Source organism: Clostridium saudiense (assembly GCF_000577815.1).
Lineage (GTDB): Bacteria > Bacillota > Clostridia > Clostridiales > Clostridiaceae > Clostridium > Clostridium saudiense.
The window spans coordinates 26,943-46,609 of sequence record NZ_CBYM010000026.1 but is presented as its reverse complement, the minus strand read 5'-3'; the positions used below and the strand labels follow the sequence as shown (position 1 = coordinate 46,609).

The following is a 19,667-nucleotide window of genomic DNA, read 5'->3' as shown; positions in this document are numbered from 1 at the left end:
CCATTACTTAATGATCCTAAAACAGAATAATTAGTTCCAGCTCCACTTCTTACATTTAATGAATTACTTACTTTTACAGTACCTGTTTGTACAGTTTCTGTCGTTGTAGAATCTCCTGGCTTTTGTGTTCCTGAATTATTTAATATAACATTATTATTTAAATAATCCATTATTCCATTAACAATTCCTTCAGCAACCTTATCTTGATAACTACTAGAACTTAAATTTTGCGCTTCAGTAGGATTAGAGATAAATCCACATTCTACAAGACTTGAAGACATTGATGCAGTTTTAATAACCGCATAATTTGCTGTTTTTACCCCTCTATCAGTTGCATTTGTAGCTTGGATTAAATCATTTTGTATATCTGTAGCTAACTCCTTACTATCTTGTCTCGTTGAATAATAATAAGTTTCGATTCCTTTTGCGCTAGAATTTGTAGCAGAATTTTGATGTATAGAAACAAATACATCTGAACCTTCTTTGTTAGCCATATAAGTTCTATCAGTTAAAGATAAATATGTATCATCATACCTACTCATCTTAACTTCTACACCTTTAGCTTTTAACTTAGCTTCTATTTTTTTAGATATTTGCAAGTTAATTTCATCTTCAAGAACTCCATTTTGTACAGCTCCATTATCAACTCCACCATGTCCTGGATCAATAAATACCTTGTAGTAATCTCTATCTACATTTTTAACATTACTTCTAGCATAACTAGCTGTACTTATACCCTCTTCAGTTATACATACTTCTAGTATGTATACGGTATCCTCTGTTTGTTGAGATACAAAAGTACTACCTACTGATTTTCCAACAAGCTCACCATCTACTATTTCAGCCACATTTTCATTATATATAGTCCAGCCTTCATCTATTGGTAAATTAATAGCTTGTCCTACAGTTAAAACTAATCCATCTTCTAATACAATTTCTTCATCTTTATATTTTTCTAATAATTTAATTAGATCACTTTCAGATACATTATAAATTCCTTCTGCTTTTGCTATATGAGATGGAGTAATTAATATTCCCGAAAGTACTAATAAGCTTAATATCTTTAATTTATTAATGGTAACCACCTTGCTTTCTATTTACATATACATTTATTATACATATTTTTACGGCAAAATAAACCAACTTTTATTAATATTTTGCTATTATCCAATTTTTAATTGAAATTCTCTTATTTTTAATTTATAAATAATAAAAAATTACAATATATTTTTATCTATATTGTAATTTTATATAAAATATTATTTAATTTTTTCCCATGCTATCATCACAAACTCTTTACCTGTTTCAGACTTAATTAAATTTTCAGCTCTTTTAATTGCTTCAACTTCTTCTTTAGTTACATCTGCAACTTTATAATCCATAAACTCATCTCCTTTAAATGATATATTATAGTTTTTGAAATTTTAACTATAGGTATTCATTTAAATTTAAGAATTTATTTTTTACTACTTTATTACTTTTACTAACTCTTCCTCTATCCCAATCACAGTTTTATTATTTCTGATATATCCAAGCATGATTTCAACAGCTTCTTTTGATATTACTTCACCGCCACAAATTAATGGAATTCCTGGTGGATAAGGAATTAATGCTTCTTTTGAAATTTTCCCTATACTCTTCTTAATATCAACATACTCAAAATCTTTATCAAATACTTCATATGGCTCTAATACTTTTTCAGGAATTATACTATAATAATTTTGATATTGATTATCTACTATTAATGATAAATCTAATTTTTCAATTGAATTATAAATCTTTTCAAAATCTTTTTCTAAATTAAAAGGTGATAAAATTAATACTACTCCACATGCAAAACTCATTTCACATTGTATTTTCATCTTTCGTAAATAGTCTAACAATTTATGTCCACTATATCCTTTTGGCAAAGTTAATATATACCTACTTAAATCTAAATTATAACCCTGTGGTAAGTCTTCTTCTTTTAAAATACTTACTTTATTTAACGTATTAATTTTAATACTCCACTTATTTGCCAAACCTATTAATTTATCATAATCTTTTTCTCCATAATTATCTAAATAATATCTTGAATAATCTAATGATGACATTATTAAATATGATGGTGATGTTGTCATAAAAGCTTTTAAATAAAAACCAACATTCTTATCATTATTTACTAAAAGATATGAACCTTGAGTTAAGCTAGGCAAAGTCTTATGTGCACTTAAAACAATATAATCCGCATATGAAACTATAGATTTAGGCAACCTTTCACTTATTCCATAATGAGCTCCATGTGCTCCATCTATAATTATAGTCAATCCTCTTTCCTTCAAATCTTTTAATGTGTCAAAAATATCATATCCTATCCCAAAGTAATTAGGATAAGTTAATATTATTCCTCTTGCATTATTACATCTATCTAATGCTTTATATATTTCCTTTTCTGTTGGTGGTAAAAATAACCCTTTATCTTCATGAATTACAGGTTCTATATACTTTACCTTTAATTTTCTTAAAATAAGTCCGTTATAAACTGACTTATGACAATTTCTTTCTACTAAAACTTCATCCCCTTCATTAAAGGCATCAAAAATAGAAGCTAAATTTCCTGCTGTGCTGCCATTAACAACAAAATATGCTTTTTTAACCCCATATGTTTCTGCTAATAATTCTTGAGCTTCTTTTATTATCCCTTCTGGTGCATGAAGATTATCTAATGGATCAACTTCTGTAATATCCAAGAATCCCATATTTAATGCAAATTCTTTTCCTATATCATCTCTTAAAAATCCAATACCACTTTTATTTCCTGGCATTGAAAGAATAAGATTATTCTCTTTTTTATATTTTAATACTTCTTCTAATAAAGGTACTTTTTTACTCATATTTTCCTCTTCTTACTTAATTACTTGAACTGTCATATTATTCAATACTTTATTAGCTGTATCAATAATATAATCTATAGGCATCTTATCTAAATCTTCAGTTTCATCAATATATAACATACCATCTCCAAACATAGTATCATATGTTGATATTCCCATAGCTAATCTCACACTTTGCTCATTTGCAAATAATCTTTTTAGCCTAAAGCTCTTTATTAATTTCTCAATATCTTCTTTTTTTAATTTTTCTCTATAAGAATCAACATCTTTTATTAACTCTTTCACAATTTCTATTGATTTATCCACATTTTCATGTGCAGTACTATAAGTTATTTTATAAACTTTTATATATTCTTCGTTTGCTACTCTAGTTAATACATCATAAACTAATCCATGCTTTGTTCTTAATGTATCAAACAAAATTGAGTTTACACCTTCTCCAAAGTATTGATTAAAAACTCTTAATGCTTTTATTTCCCATTGATTTAATTCATTAATTGGAAATATAATTTGTACCTTTGCACTATTTATATCTTCCTTTTTATTTATAAATACTCCAGTCTTAGGATAATTAATTACTTCTTCATCTTCAGGAAGCTTTTCACTTCTCCAGTCAATAAAGCAATCTTCTACCATATCTCTAATATCTTCAAATTCTAAATCTGAAATAATAGTAATTGTTGCATTATTTGCACAATAATAATCATTAAAGAAGTCTATTGTATCATCTATTGTCATGTTATTTAATGATTCTTCAGTTCCTATAATAGGATACTTAAGTCTTCTATTATCCATACAATTATAATAAAGCTTATCCTCTGTGTATTGCTCTAAATCTTCATCCCATTCCTTAAGTTCTTGCTTTATTACTTCCATTTCTTCTTTAAAACCTTCTTCAGTAAATACTGGTTGTAAAAGAATATCTGAAAATAAATCTAATCCTTTTTTTAAATCTTCACTTAATAATGTTCCATAAAACACAACATAAGGATAATTAGTCATAGCATTTTGGAATCCAAATATATTGCTTAATTCTGTGTTTATTTGTTTTTCACTTCTTGTTTCTGTTCCTTTATAAACCATATGCTCAGTTACATGTGCTACTCCAAGCTTTTCACCATCTCTTGAAGCTCCTGCATCTAATGATATGCATATAGAACTTAACTCACTATTACTTTTTTTATAAATCAACTTTAATCCGTTATCAAAAATATACTCTTCCATTTATGTATCACCTCTTATTTTTTGCTTAAACACAAGCTATAAACTCTACGGCTTTATTCAATAATATTTATTAATATTATAAACCAATATATTTTAATAATAAACAATAAGGACAAGCAAATGCCTGTCCTTATTCGTTATCTTATTCAGCTTTAAGTGCTATTGCACATTCAATTCTCTTCTTTTGCATTTTACATCCTATTTCATAAGGAATATTCATATCTCCATTAAATGCAAAGTTATTTGATTGACATCCACCACTACAGTAGAATCTTGCCCAACATTCTCTACATTTTGGCTTGTTATAGATGTGAGCCTTCTTAAATTTCTTACCTAATTCAGCATCATAAGTATCATCATAAATGCTTCCTAGCTTAAATTCTTCCTTACCTACAAATTGGTGACATGGATAAACTTCTCCTTGTGGAGTTATTGCAACATATTCAAATCCTGCACCGCATCCTGAAATTCTTTTATAAACACATGGTCCACCATTTAAATCAATGTTAAAGTGATAGAAGTTGAATTCATCTCCTTCTTTCTTTCTTCTAGCCATTTCATTATATAGTTTATCATAGTTTTCAAATATTTCTGGTAAGTGCTCTTCTTTAAGCTCTAAGAAATGTCCTTTTTCTAAAACTACTGGTTCAATTGAAATTTCTCTAAATCCTTCATTTACCATAGCCTTAACATCTTCATAGAAGTCAGTATTAGCTCCTGTAAATGTTCCTCTTACATAGTAATGCTTAGATTTATCTCTCTTTTCAATCATTCTCTTAATATTTGGAAGTATATCATCATAAGAACCACTTCCATCAACTTTAATTCTTACATTATCATTAACTTCTTTTCTACCATCTAATGAAAGGATTATGTTACCCATTTCTTTATCCATGAAATCCATCATTTCTTCAGTTAAAAGAGTTGCATTTGTAGTCATAGTAAATCTGATATTCTTGTTCCAAGCCTTTTCATTTTCTCTAGCATAAGCTATTATTTCTTTAACTTTGTCCATGATCATTGTTGGTTCTCCACCAAATAAATCAATTTCAATGTTTCTTCTTGGACCACTTCTCTTTACTACGTAATCTATCGCCTTTTTTGCTGTTTCAACAGACATTACACCTTTATGTCCATTATACTCACCTTCATCAGCAAAACAATATTTACATCTTAAATTACATCCATGAATTATATTTAAACATACTGCTTTAATATAATCTCTATCATCCATTGATGAATGTGCTATATCTTCATATTGATCTCTTGAATATAATATATCTTCATCTATAAGCTCTAATAATTCTTCATAAGCTTCTGATATAGTTTCTTCACCATATTTAGCTCCAAATTCTTTTATAAGTTCTTCTTTATCTCTTAGTTTATTATCATCTACTAAATCGTAAACTAATTCGTCTACAATATGTACAGCCCCTGTATTAACGTCTAAAACAAAGAAGTTATCTCCTTGTTTAAATTTGTGTATTAAAGCCATTTCACAATTCCTCCTAGTATTCTTTTTTATTAATACGCTCTTTCTCGCGATTACAACCTAATAATTCATTTAATCCTAATATCAATTAGATAAACTCAACTTCCACATAATTATAATAAAACTCCTTATCCTCTTAACTAGATAAGTACATCTTGTGTAATTTCTACTAAACTAAATCACAGATTCCTTTTAAAAGAAACTCCTTCTCCCTCCAGTCGAATGAGTAAATTCGGTTAACTAAATCACAGATTCCAATTCAAAGGAAACTCCTGCTCCCTACGGTCGAATGAGTAAATTCGGTTAACTAAATCACAGATTTAGAACCTCATTTATAAAGTTAAGCAGTAACTAGTAAATAGTTACTGCTTGTCCTTAATTAGTTTTCACACTCTAAGTTAGCAACTGTGCAAGAAGTTTTGCAAGCTGATTGGCATGAGTTTGCACATTCTTTGCAACCTGGTTTGCAAAGACTGTTTTTGATGTTTGTCTTATTGATTGTTTTTATGTGTTTCATGTCGAATCCTCCAATAAAAAAATATACCGTTGTAATTATAGCACAATTTTCTATGGTAATAAAGCTATTATTTTCCCATTCAAAAATGCAACTATCTCACTTTCTTATTATAATATAGCAACTTTAAAAAAATACCAAATAATATTTTTTATTAAATTTAAATAATAAAAAAGCATTTACTATTAATTTACTTACATTATAATAAACAAAAGTAAATTAATAGTAAACACTCTTTTATTTTCTATAATGATGTTTCTTTTTTTATTTCTTCTATCATATCATCTTCTGACATAGTTTTATCATCATATGGATTATAAATATCATTTAAATATACTGTGTAATATACATTTTTACTTTTCTTTTCTTTCTTCTTTTCGCCTTGATTACTAGCTTTTTTATCAATATTATTTTTAACTAATACCCCAGCTGCAACTGATGCCACAACTGCTGATAGTGCTCCAAAAATAATCTTCTTATTGTTTCTTATACTCATACTCTCCACCTCACTATTATAAAAGATTATATCCATATTAATTATCCAAGTCAATTTATAAATTAGTTAATTTTTCGTTACATAATTAAAACTGCAAAAATACATTTTTTATCTAATATCTACTTATTATTTTGCCCAAACTTCTCTCTTTCTATATCTATATTATCCTTTAAATCATTAAAATTATTTTTATTATTAGACTTAACTATACTTTCAACATTTACAATGGAAGTATTGCTACTTTCACTTTCTACAAATATATCCTCTTCATTTAATTTATCCTTAAATCCATTCATGTTACCATCTCCTTTCCTTATAATAATTCTATATCACTATAAATATAACTTTGTTTCAATCCTTCTATCATATTCTGACCAACTTCCAGCTTCTGTTTTTTCCTTTATTTGTTCTATCTTATTCATAGTTGCATCAATAGAATCGGCAGAATTAAGAATAAAAGATTCCTCCATTCTCATTTCCCTAGGTGATCCATACTCAAGTTTTCCATGATGCTGTACTATACATCCTTTTATTCTTGTAATAAAATCCTCACTATAAAAACCAGGATTATCATTAAATGCTTTTTCTATCATCTGTATTCCTATTACTATATGACCTTCCATTTCACCTCTTAATGTATACTTAAATGGTCCATCATAATATAATTCATATATTTTCCCTATATCATGTAACTTTGCTGCCAAAATTGCAATTTCTTTATTTCTACAATTATACCTTTCACAAAGCATAATTGTTAAATACATTACTCCTAATGTATGCTCTGCTAATCCCCCTATATAGTTATGATGCATTGAAACTCCTCCAATGGCTCTTTTAAATTTTTCTAAGAAACTTTCATCTTTAAAGAAATAATCATTTAAAGCCTTTCCTTCTCTTGAAATTATATATTCATCTGTATACAATTCAATTTCAGTCATTATATCCTCTATATCCCTTTTTACTGTAGGCAAGTAATCTATAGCATTATACTCTTTTACCAATGCATATTTTTTAACTTCTAAGTTAACATCTCTCTTACCCTCTATTTCTATAACCTTTCCTTCAATAATATCTCCTGTTTTATTTGGTATAGTTGCTTTTATTTCACCTGTTTTATCTGCTAAAATACATACTACTTTACTTGTATCCCTAAATATTACCCTCATTACCATCAATGATATTTTTATTTCTGTACCATTTTTGATATCTTTCAAAAATACTTCCTTCTTCATTTGTTAATTCCTCCAAAGACTATACTCATCCTATAACTTAGTTTAACCTAAAAAATACTAAAATATTTTCCTAACTTATCATCTAATATTCATAAAGTTATTTTTTTATATAATAGAAACCCATATAGATTAGACACTCCTATTTGCCTAATCTATATGGGTAATTTTATTTTTATATTCATCTAAAGTAGTTATTTCATTCCAAGTAATATTCCTATATATCTTGTTCTTTTAATTATTTCATATAATCCAAATGTTATTAAAACCGATAACAAGTTTATTATAATTATAGAAAACCATTGTGGAAACATTAATGGTAATATAAAAAATGCTAATGTTAATAAAATAGTTTGATGCATAATATATACTGGAAATGAAGCTTTATTTAAATACCTTAATAATTTATTTTCTTTATTCATATATTTTATTCCATAACCAACTATAGTTATGATAGCCGTAATTATCATAGAACATTTAATTCCATTTTCAGCTATATTCTTTAAGATACCTATTTCCATGTTTCTTAAGCTTAAAAAATATCCAAGTCCTAATATAATAATAATTCCATTTGATATTGCAAATGTTCTTCTATATTTAAAAATAGCATTTATATAATCAATATCACTATAAGTAATATATCCAAATAAGAACATTAAAAGATTTAAAATTAATCCCTTTCCACCAACCCCTGGTACCATTTCTGCAATAAAAGTTAATGCAATAACTATAAATAAACCGTATTTACTTAAAATAACATTTTTAATTTTGTTCATTACTTTCTTTCCACCAATAAGCTTAAAGCATTTAATAATACTAACACCAATTAATGAAATCACAAATAAAAATAATATGAACCAAAGGTGTGCAGGTGTGAAACCTCCATCAAACCCCATGAAATCACTTACATTCGTAAAGAACATTTTCATATGACTAAAATAGTTTATATTACTTTCACCTCTCCAAAGTCTAGCTAAATAAGTTTGAGGAGGTACTATTACTATTATTCCAAATATAAATGGAAGTAATAGCTTTTTAGTTCTTTCTTTTATGTATTCAAATTCACTTCTTCTTTTAAGAGCAAAATATGTTGATGCCCCAGCTAAAAAGAATAATAAAGGCATATACCAAGAAAAAGTTAATAGTATAAATATGTTAGAAAAAATATTACTTTTTTCTGTTTTAATATAAAAATCTCCAAAGTCTGTAAATATTGCTGATGTATGATAAATAAACAACATTAATATGCATATGTTTCTTATCCAATCGATTTCTTTTCTTCTCATAAATTCTCCTTAATTTTATGAATATTTTGTAAACGTAATATATACTACTTTTATCATACTTTTTAACTATTTACTACTAATTTTTTTTGCTTACTTTGTACTTATATAATAATAGGCAATGTATTAAAATCAAATACATCGCCCATTATTATATAAAATACTTATTAACTTATTCTCCAATACCGCTCTTTTCAATACTTTCAGCAAATCCATGTAATAATTTATTAATTGGTTTCTTTAAGAATAATGAAATTAATATAAAGATTGCTCCAAATATTAACAGAACAACTATATCCTTAACCAATACACTTTGAACTACTCCACCTATAGATTCTCTTGCAAGTGAAATCGCATAAGTGAAAGGTAAAAATGGATTAATTGCTTGGAAGAACTTTGGTGTTAATTGAATTGGGAATGTTCCTCCTGAACCACCTATTTGTAAAACTAATAGTACAATTCCTAATACTTTACCTACATTTCCAAGCACTGAGCATAGTGAATATAATATAAATGTAAATATAATGCTAGTAAATACACTACTTAATACAAATAAAGCCGGATTTACACAATATATTTTTAAAACATATAAATCCCCTAATGATACTATTATCGCTTGAATTATTGCTATTGTCATAAATAACAACATTTTTCCAAAATATTGTGATGCTGCAGAGTATTCACCCTCTGCTTCAACAGTTAGCATAGATGCCAATAATAATAATCCTACCCATAATGATAATACTGTATAGAAAGGTGTCATTCCTGTTCCATAGTTACCCATTGGGAATAATTTATTTTCTATAATATTAACAGGATTTGATAAAAAGTCACTTCTTGTATCTACATCACTCTTTAAATAATTTATAAGCTCTTTAATATCTGTACTATCATTAACACTTCCTATTTTACTTATTAAATCATTAAGCAAATTTTCAGCTTCTGGAAGTTTTGATTTTACAAAATCAATCCCCTCGATACCCTTATCAGCACCTTCATAAACAGTATTCATAATATCTGTTACTTGTGGTAATTTATCTTGTGCTTCTTTTAATACTGATACTACATTATCTGCTACAGTATATGCATCATCAAAAATAGTATTAATTTTATTAGTAATATTTGAATCAAAGTTATTATATAAATCATTTGTAATATTACTTACATCATTAGTAAATGATATAACGTTATTTAATAAACTTAAATCTGGTGTTCCACCATTAGCTATACTATCTTTAACTGTATTTAACGCAGTAATTGATTTATTTATTGCTCCTTGAACGTTTGTTAAGGTATTAATAATATCATCAAATTTTCCTGGATTAAATTTATTCATAGTTTCTAATATTCCAATTAATGATTCAGCACTCTTATTTATGCTATTTAACTTTTCTAAAATACTATCAACTATTTCTGGTGCATATGCTGATCCTGAATTAATTGCATCAACTAATGCACTTGTATTTGTAGAAATTTCATTTGCAATTTCATTTAATATTTTTATATCATTCTTTATTACAGGTGCAATATTATTTAAATTACTTTTTGAAGTACTTAAAAATTCTTCTAAATTTGTACCTAACTTTTGTGAATTTTCTAATGTTTCAGTTATTAAAGGAATATCATTTTGAATATCTGAAATTAATGTTTTTAATTTATCAGCTCCATCTCCAGCTAAATTTACAACATCATTTATATTAGAAAACTGACTTTGAACCTCTAATAATTGATTATAAATATTATTTAATCTAGGAAGCTGATTTTCTAATTCAGTTCCTAAATCTTTTCCTACTCCAAAGATTGCATCACTTGCAGTTTCTACAACTGCTTTACTTACCTTTTCTTGTATAGCACTTGCTCCCTTATCTGTAAGCTTAGGCGCAATTGCATTTATCTTCTCATTTACTGTATATATTATATTTCCTTTTTCAATATCTTGTGTAATTATAGATGTAAGACTCTTTGAAAAATCCTCTGGAATTGTAATCATGGCATAATATTTGCCTTCTTCAACATTTTTAGTTGCTTCTTCTTCACTTACAAACTGCCATCCCATCTGCTTATTATTTTTCAATTCATCTACAACATCATTTCCCAAATTAACTTCTTTACCATTTAAAGTTGCCCCTAAATCTTTGTTTACAACTCCTATCTTAATTCCACTAGTAGCCGATTCAGCATATGGATCCCAAGATGCTTTGATATTAAACCAAGCATATAAAGATGGTAGTATACATAATGCTATAACAACAATTAGTGCACCATAATTTTTAAAGATATTTTTCATATCATTCTTATAAATTTTAAATGCATCCTTCATCTCTTTTTTCTCCTTTGTATTTGACTTTCACTTACTTTATTATTATATTATCACTTTGGTACTAAAATTCAAGTTTTAGTTTTCTAAATATATTAATACTGTTTTTTAATTAAAAATGGCTATATAGTTGTAAGTATACGTATACTCCCAAAAATCTTTTTAATTTTTTTAACAAAAATTAAACATTATCTTAACATTTTATTCATTTTTCCTCCATTTTTTACCTTGTTAATTTTAATATATTATTATTATGTACTAATTATTTAAAAATCATTTTATATTAAAAAAAATAAATTTCTATACTTAAATTATTTTTAGTGTATACTAAAATAGATAATTATTAATAACCGAGGAGAATAAAATGAATATGTCATTTAATGAACTTAATTTAAATACAAACATAATAGAAGGATTAAAGCTTCAAGGGATAACTTCACCTACAGAGGTTCAAAAGCTTACTATTCCAAAAGCTTTAGAAAATATAGATATAATAGCAGAATCTCATACTGGAAGTGGTAAGACATTAGCTTATTTATGCCCTATTTTTCAAAAAATAAATACTGATAAAAAAGAAATGCAAGCTATAGTTTTAGCTCCTACTCATGAATTAGTTATGCAAATAGATTCACAAATTAAATTACTTGCAAAAAACTCCAATATGAATATAACTTCATTAACAATAATGGGTGAATCAAATATTGAAAAACAAATAAAAAAACTTAAAGAAGTAAAGCCACATATAATAGTAGGTTCTGCAGGAAGAGTCTTAGACTTAATTAAAAAGAAAAAAATAACTGCACATACTATTAAAACTATAGTTATGGATGAAGCTGACAGTCTTTTAGCCAAAAATAAATCTACAATAATTAAAGATATTATTAAAGCTACTATGAGAGATAGACAACTTATGTTCTTCTCTGCAAGCATAAATCCTACATCTTTAGATATAGCTAAATCACTAGTTAAGGATGTTGAGATTGTTAAATCAGCAGGAACTTCTGTATTAAATCCTAATATTTCACATATGTATATAGCTTGTGAATTTAGGGATAGATTTGAAACACTAAGAAAATTCTTAGCTGCTGAAAACCCAGAAAGAGCTATAGTATTTGTAAATAATAGTACTGAACTTCAAAATATAAATGAAAAATTAGATTATCATAAGGTTAAATCTACTGGAATTTATGGAAATGCTTCTAAAGAAGAAAGACAAAGATCTATCGAAGCTTTTAGAAATGGTAAATTCAATGTTTTAGTTTCATCTGATGTATCAGCTCGTGGTCTTGATATTCCAGAGGTTACTCATATTATAAGCATGGATTTCCCTGCAAATCCAGATGAATATTTACATAGAGCTGGAAGAACTGCACGTGGTACACTTTCAGGAAATTCAGTATGTATTGGTACTAGACGTGACTTAGAAGCTATCAAAGCTTACCAAAAAGCCTTTAAAATAAAATTTAAAGAAATGAGACTATATGGTGGTAACTTAATTCCTGTAAAATAATACAAATTTATTTTTACTGTAATTAATATTACTTTCTTTAATCATAAAAAAATAGATATTATATTAAACAAAATATAATATCTATTTTTTTAATTTTTATTCCTTGTAAATAAATTTCATTTTAAAAATTACTGAATTTTCTCCACTTTCTATAGTATAATCAATATTTTCATGTTTATCTAAAATAGTTTTTACTATATAAAGCCCTAATCCAGTTCCACCAGTTTTTCTATTTCTAGATTTATCAACTCTATAAAATGCATTAAAAATTTCATTAATTTGATTCTTTGGTATTGAAACACCTGTATTTTCAACACTTAGTTCCTCTTTAGATAAATTTATTTTTATACATTCATTGGTTGGGGAGTATATTATTGCATTTTTAATAATATTCATTATTACCTTTTTAATAAGCTTTTCATCAGCAATTATAAAAATGTCTTCATCTATTTTAGTAATCAAGTTTAATTTCTTTTCATCAATAAAATATCTTAACTCTCTTAATATACTTTTGATAACATTACTTAAATTAACATTTGAAAAGTTATATTTAAATTCACCATTTTCCCTTTCACTTAAATGTAAAATTTCTTGAACTAATTCACTCATTTTTTGTGTAACTTCATATGATTCTTTTAAATATTTATCTCTATCTTTATATTTTCCAATATTATAAAGCATTCCTTCTAATTGCCCACTTATTATAGTTATAGGCGATTTTAACTCATGAGAAATAGTAGCAACGAATTCTCTTCTTTCTTTTTCTAGTTTTCTTTCTATCTCAATTTCCTCAGTAAGCTTAGAGTTCATTCTTTCTAACTCTTCAAAGGATTCTTTTAAATTCTTATTCATTAAATTTAAACTATTTGAAAGCTCTCCTATTTCATCCTCACCATTAACTTCTATAATATTATCAAAATCTAAATTAGCCATTTTTTTAGCAACTTTATTAATCTTTATCAAAGGTCTACTTATTAATATTGAATAAAAACTTGAAATAGTAAATGCTATGATCACTATTGCAAAAATAGCAAATGGTAAAAATAGCGCAATACTATCACTTGCTTCATTTTCTGGACTAACTGGGAAATGTACAATCATATGATATGCATTATTTAAACTTTTAACATAAACAATCTCATCAATATTCAAACTTTCATTCTTACTAATTAATCCATACACAAATTTATCTGTTGCAATACTACCACCCAAATTAATATCATTACTATATTTCTGAAAACTTTTAAATCGTTCATATTGTACATGACTATATAAAAATGGAATTTTATTGGGTTCATTTGCTCCTTCTCTAAATGATGAATAAATAATTTTATTTATTAAATTATTCTCATCTTTACTTACAAGCAAAATATCCAAATTATTTTTATAAGAAAACTCATCAAGAAGCTCATTAATATCTATATTTTCATCTTTTTCTAATTGAGATTTTAGTTCTCTTATTTTTTCATTTATATTATTTACTTTATAAACCTCATAAACTCTCGGCATAAAAAAATACATACATATGTATAGTAAAGTAAATGAAATTATTATAATAAGACTACTCCATAAAAATATCTTTTTCTTTATGCTTAAATTTCTCCATTTACTTTTCAAGAACATATCCTACACCCTTGATAGTTTTTATATAATCCTTCTTTATTTTCTTTCTAATATTTTTCATGTGAGCATCAATAACTCTAGTATCACCAAAATATTCATAACCCCATATTTTTTCAATTAATTTTTCTCTTGAAACTACCGTCGGATAACTATTTATCATTAGCTTTAATATATTAAACTCCTTTAAAGTAAGTTCAATTTCTTCATTATCAATATAAGATTTAAAAGTTTGTAAATCTAATTTTAATCCCTCGAACTCTAATATTGTATCCTCTTTTTCTTCTTTTTGTTTTCTTCGTAAAACAGCTTCTACTCTTTTAATCAATATATTAAATGAAAAAGGCTTGCTAATATAATCATCAGCTTTTAAATCAAATCCTTTTATCTCACTTTCTTCATCCCCTAATGCTGTTAAAAAAATTATTGATACTTCTTTATCTAAATTTCTTATCATTTTACATAATGCATGCCCATCAAGTCTTGGCATCATCACATCTAAAATTACTAAATCATATTTATTTTCTTTGAACTTTTCATAACCTTCAACACCATCATTTGCTACATCAACATCATAATCTTGTGAAGATAAAAACTCTACTATTAATTCCTGTATTTGATTATCGTCTTCTACAACTAATATTTTACAACTCATATTTTCCTCCATAATCTTTTTCACTTATTCTTTATAATTTTAGCATACTACCCTTAAAATCTTCTTAAATTCATTCAAATTTCAATTATTAATCCATATATTTCAGGTTATTTTAAGGTTCGAGATTTAATATAAATATATATAATAGCAATTAAGGAGATATCTATTTATGTTTCACAAAAGAAAACCTAAAAAAACATTTTTCATATTTAAATATAAATTTATATTATTAAGCATATTATTATCTTCTTTATGTTTTTTAAGCATTATTACAATAGAATTTGATTTTACTGATTTTGATAATGAAGAAACTACCTTTGCCTTGTCTACGTCAGAAAATTTAACTAAAAGTAACTCATACTCATTTTTAATACCTTCTGAATGTCTTGTTAGCTATTCATGATGTTGGAATAATCCTTAGTGATACCCCTTATATTTTAGTTATTTATACTAATGAACTTACTGACGCTGAGGAAAAAATAGCTCAAATTTCAAAAGCAATTTATTATAATTATAATTAGCTTTATTACAAAATAATAAAAGTAGCTTATACATAATAAAATTTCTCTGTTAATATAATTATCTTTATTATATAATTTTCCTATAAGTTAATTTCCAAATTTTGTTTTAAGTAAATTAACTTATTTCTATGAACGAAAGTGAATAGTGAGTTTCACTTAATATAAATATTTTAATTTTATGAGGTGATTATAAAATGAGTAATAAAAAGAAGGTTAAAATTAGCCCAGCTCAAAAGAGAGCAGATAAATTTTTATACTGGGGTACTATCATAGGTTTAATATTAGGAGTATTAATAGGTAGTATTATATTTTTCATAACAGATAACATGTTCTGGATTGCATTATGTCCTATAATATTTTTATTTTTAGGATTAGGCCTAGGCTCATTTCTTGGTAAAAATAAAAAAGCAATAAAAAAACACTCATAATTAGATATAATAAAAGGTGCTTACATAACTTACTTAAGCACCTTTTACTTATCATTTATTCGCTTCATTTTTATCTTCTATCTGTTTTTGTTCTTCATTGCTTGTATTACTTTTGTTTTTCTCATTATCATTAGCTTCACTTATTAAATTACCTGTAATATCTTTTATAGACTTAAACTTTTCCATAATTGTATCATATCCACCACATAATATTAACACTACTACCAATGCATTTATAAATAGCCTATAATAACATTCAACACTCATTTCTATACTTCCTGTAGTTGTTTTTACAATTACTAAATGAGCTACTGCTAATATAAATGTATACAGCTTAGTAGGCATCTTTTTTATTAATGGAAAATCTTTTGTGGTAAATACTATTAATTCAACTGCTACTAATGTTCCTGTAAAAGATGAAAGGAAATTCTGCGTCAAAAAATCAGTTATTTCCATACTAAATATACTCCTCTTGAATTATACTTTCTATATAATAGTAAAAGATAACTTTTAGGAATTATCTAATTTATTATTTATTTCCCTTGTGATATTAATTTTTTAATAACACTTTTAGGTCTAAAACCTGTTAATCGATGTATAAATTGTCCATCTTTTAATAATACTAATGTTGGAATTGACTTAATATCAAAATAATTAGCTAAAAACTGTGAATTATCCACATTAACCTTTACAATCTTTATATTTTCATCTTCACTATTAATTTCTTCTAATAATGGTGAAAGCATTTTACATGGTCCACACCAATCTGCATAAAAATCTACTAATACTAGTCCATCTTTAACCTCATTTGCAAACTCTGCTTCATTTATAACCTTCATTTAAACTCGCCCCTATTGCTATTTCATTATTTGTCTTTAATTAATTATATTCAAGTCACTAAATAATGTTAATTTTAATATACTAATTCTTTTATAATTTAAAGCTACTATCTAAAATATAAAAATATGCTATAATCATAATAATTATATACTTACTAAAGAAGAGGTGCTTATTAATGAAAGATTTAAAAATTTATTTTACATCTGACCTTCACGGATATGTTTATCCAACGGATTATGTAAATACAACCGAAAAAAATATTGGAATATTAAACATAATTAATTCTTTCGAAAAAGATGACAATACTTTAATAATTGATGGTGGCGATACTATTCAAGGTTCTCCATTCACTAACTATTTAAGCAATACTGATTTTGATGTACATCCTATTGCAACAATTTTTAATGAAGGACAATATGACTTTGTAACTTTAGGAAATCATGATTTTAATTATGGTAAAAAATATTTAAAAAAATATTTAGATAATTTAAATGCAAAATGCGTTTGTGCAAATGTTATAGATAATACTGGCGAACTACCTATCCAACCTTATCAAATAAAAACTATGGCAAATGGTTTAGAAGTTGGAATTTTAGGAATTACTACAGATTTTATAAATAGATGGGAACGTCCAGAAAACATTGAAAATATTAATATTACAGATACCTTTGATGCTGTAGCAAAATACTTTGATGAAGTAAAAACTAAGTGTGATTTAATTATTGGTGTTTACCATGGTGGCTTTGAAAATGATTTAGAATCTCATGAGTTATTAAGCACTACTAAAGAAAATATTGCATTTAAACTTTGTAAAGAATTTGATTTTGATATTTTACTTACAGGTCATCAACATATTCCAATAAGTAACAAAACTATTTTTGGTACTCATATAGTCCAAACTCCTCACAATGGAAGCAAGTTTGTAAAACTTAATCTTACAATTGATGATAATGGTTCAATAAATATTACATCTTCATTAGAGGAAATTAAGCTTAACCCAAATAAAGAAATGTTTAATAAATTCTTACCTTTAGAAAATAAGGTTCAAGAATGGTTAGATACACCTGTTGGTTTTTTAAGTACAGAACTTCAACCTGGTGATCGCCTTGAAATGGCATTAAATGGTTCACATTTAGCTAACTTTATAAATCAAATTCAACTAGAAACAAGTGATGCTGATATTTCTTGTACTGCTTTTGCCAATGTTATACATGGATTTAATAAAAATATATCAGTTAGAAACATTTTATCTACTTACCCATACCCTAACACATTAGTTGTTTTAGAGGTTAATAGAGAAATATTAAAATTAGCACTTGAAAGAAGTGCAAGCTATTTTAACAATGATAATGGCAACATTTCAATATCACAAAGTTTCTTAAAACCAAAACTAGAACATTATAATTATGACTATTTTGCTAATATTGAATATACTTTCGATTTAAATAAAGAAGTTGGAAATAGAGTTGTTTCTATAAAATATAAAGGTGAAGAACTTAACTATACTAAAAAATTAACTTTAGTTATGAATAACTATAGAGCAAGTGGTGCTGGTGGATATGAGTGCTACGACAAATGTAAAGTAGTGAAAGAAATAGTGCTTGAAATGCCTGAAATTATTATTAATTACTTTAAAAATAATCCTAATGTAACTGTTGATACTACTAAATATATCACTGTTAAATACTAATAATAAATTTTCTTAAATACAATAAAAACTACTACATATATATCTGTAGTAGTTTTTATTATATTCTTATAATGTTTTAATCCATTGACATGCCAAATTAAACCAACTTGCTATATGACTATTTATATGTTCACTTCTACCATTCATAGCTGTAATTTCTTCACAAAGACCTAACCCATGTACTCCACTTGGATAAATATGAAGTTCAAATTGAACTTTATTAGATGCTAAAGCATTTGAAAATAATAATGAGTTTTGAACTGGAACTGTTCCATCATCAAATGTATGCCATAAGAATGTTTTTGGAGTTTCAATAGATACTAACTTCTCTAAAGAAAGGTTTTCTCTACTTATTTCAGCTTCTTTTTCCCCTAATAAACTATCAAATGAACCCTTATGAGCAAATTCACCACTTGATATAACTGGATAACATAAGATCATTGCATTAGGTTTAACCTCTTCATTTTTTATATCTAAATATTTTTCAATAATTTCATTATTCCACAATACTCCTAAACTACCTGCTAAATGTCCTCCTGCCGAAAAACCACAAACTATAACTTTTTCAGTATCTACATTCCACTCTTTTTCTTTTTCACGCACATATCTAACTGTTTCTGCTAATTCTAATAATGCAGTAGGATATCTTACTGGTGCTATACTATATCTTATTACTACAGCATTGAAGCCTTGTGCTACAAATTTTAATGCAATTGGCTCTGCTTCTCTATCTGAAGTAAATTCATATCCCCCACCAGGACAAATTATAATTGTTTCCCTTTTTTTATTTATATTTATTTCTTCACTATTTTCAGGTATATATGCACTTATAATAGCTTCACTATTTTTTAATTTTCTACTAATATCCTTTATTCTTAACTTCTCATATATCATTTCTCTTCTCCTTAAAAATATAATTTCTCTATATTATTCTACTAGTAATAATTTACATATACAACATTCTATATTAGTGAT

General features: G+C 26.2%; 20 protein-coding genes. 4 read left to right on the top strand and 16 right to left on the bottom strand.

Annotation, left to right across the window (positions count from 1 at the left end; translation table 11 throughout):
• The 11 genes from TY07_RS17390 to TY07_RS12210 all read right to left on the bottom strand — a co-directional run.
• A partial coding sequence (locus TY07_RS17390; RefSeq protein WP_198133998.1) for an N-acetylmuramoyl-L-alanine amidase occupies positions 1-1,085 on the bottom strand: 1,085 nt, incomplete at its 3' end.
• Positions 1,086-1,259: 174 nt separating this feature from the next.
• A complete protein-coding gene (locus TY07_RS18755; protein WP_260457808.1) occupies positions 1,260-1,382 on the bottom strand; it encodes a hypothetical protein in 123 nt (40 codons plus the stop codon).
• Between the two features lie 84 nt (positions 1,383-1,466).
• Complete coding sequence (locus TY07_RS12240; protein ID WP_042400263.1) at positions 1,467-2,873, bottom strand: aminotransferase class I/II-fold pyridoxal phosphate-dependent enzyme; 1,407 nt, start codon at positions 2,871-2,873, stop codon at positions 1,467-1,469.
• 12 nt (positions 2,874-2,885) lie between these two features.
• Entirely contained in the window at positions 2,886-4,097 is a 1,212-nt protein-coding gene (locus TY07_RS12235) for a M16 family metallopeptidase (protein WP_042400259.1), read from the bottom strand.
• Between the two features lie 142 nt (positions 4,098-4,239).
• Positions 4,240-5,592, bottom strand: coding sequence for a thioether cross-link-forming SCIFF peptide maturase (gene scfB / locus TY07_RS12230; protein ID WP_042400256.1), 1,353 nt, complete (start codon positions 5,590-5,592; stop codon positions 4,240-4,242).
• 376 nt (positions 5,593-5,968) lie between these two features.
• Positions 5,969-6,106: a six-cysteine ranthipeptide SCIFF gene (gene scfA / locus TY07_RS17695; RefSeq protein WP_003371542.1), complete on the bottom strand. Its 138-nt coding sequence runs from the start codon at positions 6,104-6,106 to the stop codon at positions 5,969-5,971.
• Between the two features lie 241 nt (positions 6,107-6,347).
• Positions 6,348-6,599: a hypothetical protein gene (locus TY07_RS12225; protein WP_042400252.1), complete on the bottom strand. Its 252-nt coding sequence runs from the start codon at positions 6,597-6,599 to the stop codon at positions 6,348-6,350.
• 119 nt (positions 6,600-6,718) lie between these two features.
• On the bottom strand, positions 6,719-6,895 hold the full coding sequence (locus TY07_RS18105) for a hypothetical protein (RefSeq protein WP_156327403.1): 177 nt from the start codon (positions 6,893-6,895) through the stop codon (positions 6,719-6,721).
• Between the two features lie 36 nt (positions 6,896-6,931).
• On the bottom strand, positions 6,932-7,831 hold the full coding sequence (locus TY07_RS12220; protein ID WP_042400250.1) for a 3'-5' exoribonuclease YhaM family protein: 900 nt from the start codon (positions 7,829-7,831) through the stop codon (positions 6,932-6,934).
• Between the two features lie 191 nt (positions 7,832-8,022).
• The gene (locus tag TY07_RS17385; RefSeq protein WP_052330718.1) at positions 8,023-9,114 is read right to left on the bottom strand and encodes an acyltransferase family protein; all 1,092 of its coding nucleotides are present in this window, start codon (positions 9,112-9,114) and stop codon (positions 8,023-8,025) included.
• Positions 9,115-9,283: 169 nt separating this feature from the next.
• Complete coding sequence (locus TY07_RS12210; protein ID WP_042400247.1) at positions 9,284-11,431, bottom strand: YhgE/Pip domain-containing protein; 2,148 nt, start codon at positions 11,429-11,431, stop codon at positions 9,284-9,286.
• A 361-nt stretch (positions 11,432-11,792) separates the two neighbouring features.
• Between TY07_RS12210 and TY07_RS12205 the strand changes: the two genes are divergently transcribed.
• Positions 11,793-12,938, top strand: a complete 1,146-nt coding sequence (locus tag TY07_RS12205; protein ID WP_042400244.1) for a DEAD/DEAH box helicase — start codon at positions 11,793-11,795, stop codon at positions 12,936-12,938.
• A gap of 96 nt (positions 12,939-13,034) precedes the next feature.
• Here TY07_RS12205 and TY07_RS17380 read toward each other — a convergent pair whose 3' ends face one another.
• Both TY07_RS17380 and TY07_RS12195 read right to left on the bottom strand, forming a co-directional pair.
• Positions 13,035-14,447 carry a sensor histidine kinase gene (locus TY07_RS17380; RefSeq protein WP_172684723.1) on the bottom strand — a complete coding sequence of 471 codons (1,413 nt, stop codon included), beginning with the start codon at positions 14,445-14,447 and terminating at the stop codon, positions 13,035-13,037.
• A 97-nt stretch (positions 14,448-14,544) separates the two neighbouring features.
• Positions 14,545-15,213, bottom strand: a complete 669-nt coding sequence (locus tag TY07_RS12195; protein ID WP_074431759.1) for a response regulator transcription factor — start codon at positions 15,211-15,213, stop codon at positions 14,545-14,547.
• Between the two features lie 169 nt (positions 15,214-15,382).
• Between TY07_RS12195 and TY07_RS12190 the strand changes: the two genes are divergently transcribed.
• Both TY07_RS12190 and TY07_RS12185 read left to right on the top strand, forming a co-directional pair.
• A complete protein-coding gene (locus TY07_RS12190; RefSeq protein ID WP_042400240.1) occupies positions 15,383-15,616 on the top strand; it encodes a hypothetical protein in 234 nt (77 codons plus the stop codon).
• Between the two features lie 312 nt (positions 15,617-15,928).
• Positions 15,929-16,162, top strand: coding sequence for a hypothetical protein (locus TY07_RS12185; RefSeq protein ID WP_042400237.1), 234 nt, complete (start codon positions 15,929-15,931; stop codon positions 16,160-16,162).
• Between the two features lie 51 nt (positions 16,163-16,213).
• On the opposite strand, the gene TY07_RS12180 is transcribed toward TY07_RS12185, so the two are convergent.
• Positions 16,214-16,618, bottom strand: coding sequence for a hypothetical protein (locus tag TY07_RS12180; protein WP_042400236.1), 405 nt, complete (start codon positions 16,616-16,618; stop codon positions 16,214-16,216).
• 77 nt (positions 16,619-16,695) lie between these two features.
• Positions 16,696-17,001, bottom strand: coding sequence for a thioredoxin (trxA, locus tag TY07_RS12175; RefSeq protein ID WP_042400232.1), 306 nt, complete (start codon positions 16,999-17,001; stop codon positions 16,696-16,698).
• 176 nt (positions 17,002-17,177) lie between these two features.
• Between trxA and TY07_RS12170 the strand changes: the two genes are divergently transcribed.
• On the top strand, positions 17,178-18,692 hold the full coding sequence (locus TY07_RS12170; RefSeq protein ID WP_042400231.1) for a bifunctional metallophosphatase/5'-nucleotidase: 1,515 nt from the start codon (positions 17,178-17,180) through the stop codon (positions 18,690-18,692).
• Positions 18,693-18,758: 66 nt separating this feature from the next.
• Here TY07_RS12170 and TY07_RS12165 read toward each other — a convergent pair whose 3' ends face one another.
• Positions 18,759-19,586: an alpha/beta hydrolase gene (locus tag TY07_RS12165; protein ID WP_078061362.1), complete on the bottom strand. Its 828-nt coding sequence runs from the start codon at positions 19,584-19,586 to the stop codon at positions 18,759-18,761.
• Between the last annotated feature and the right edge of the window lie 81 nt (positions 19,587-19,667).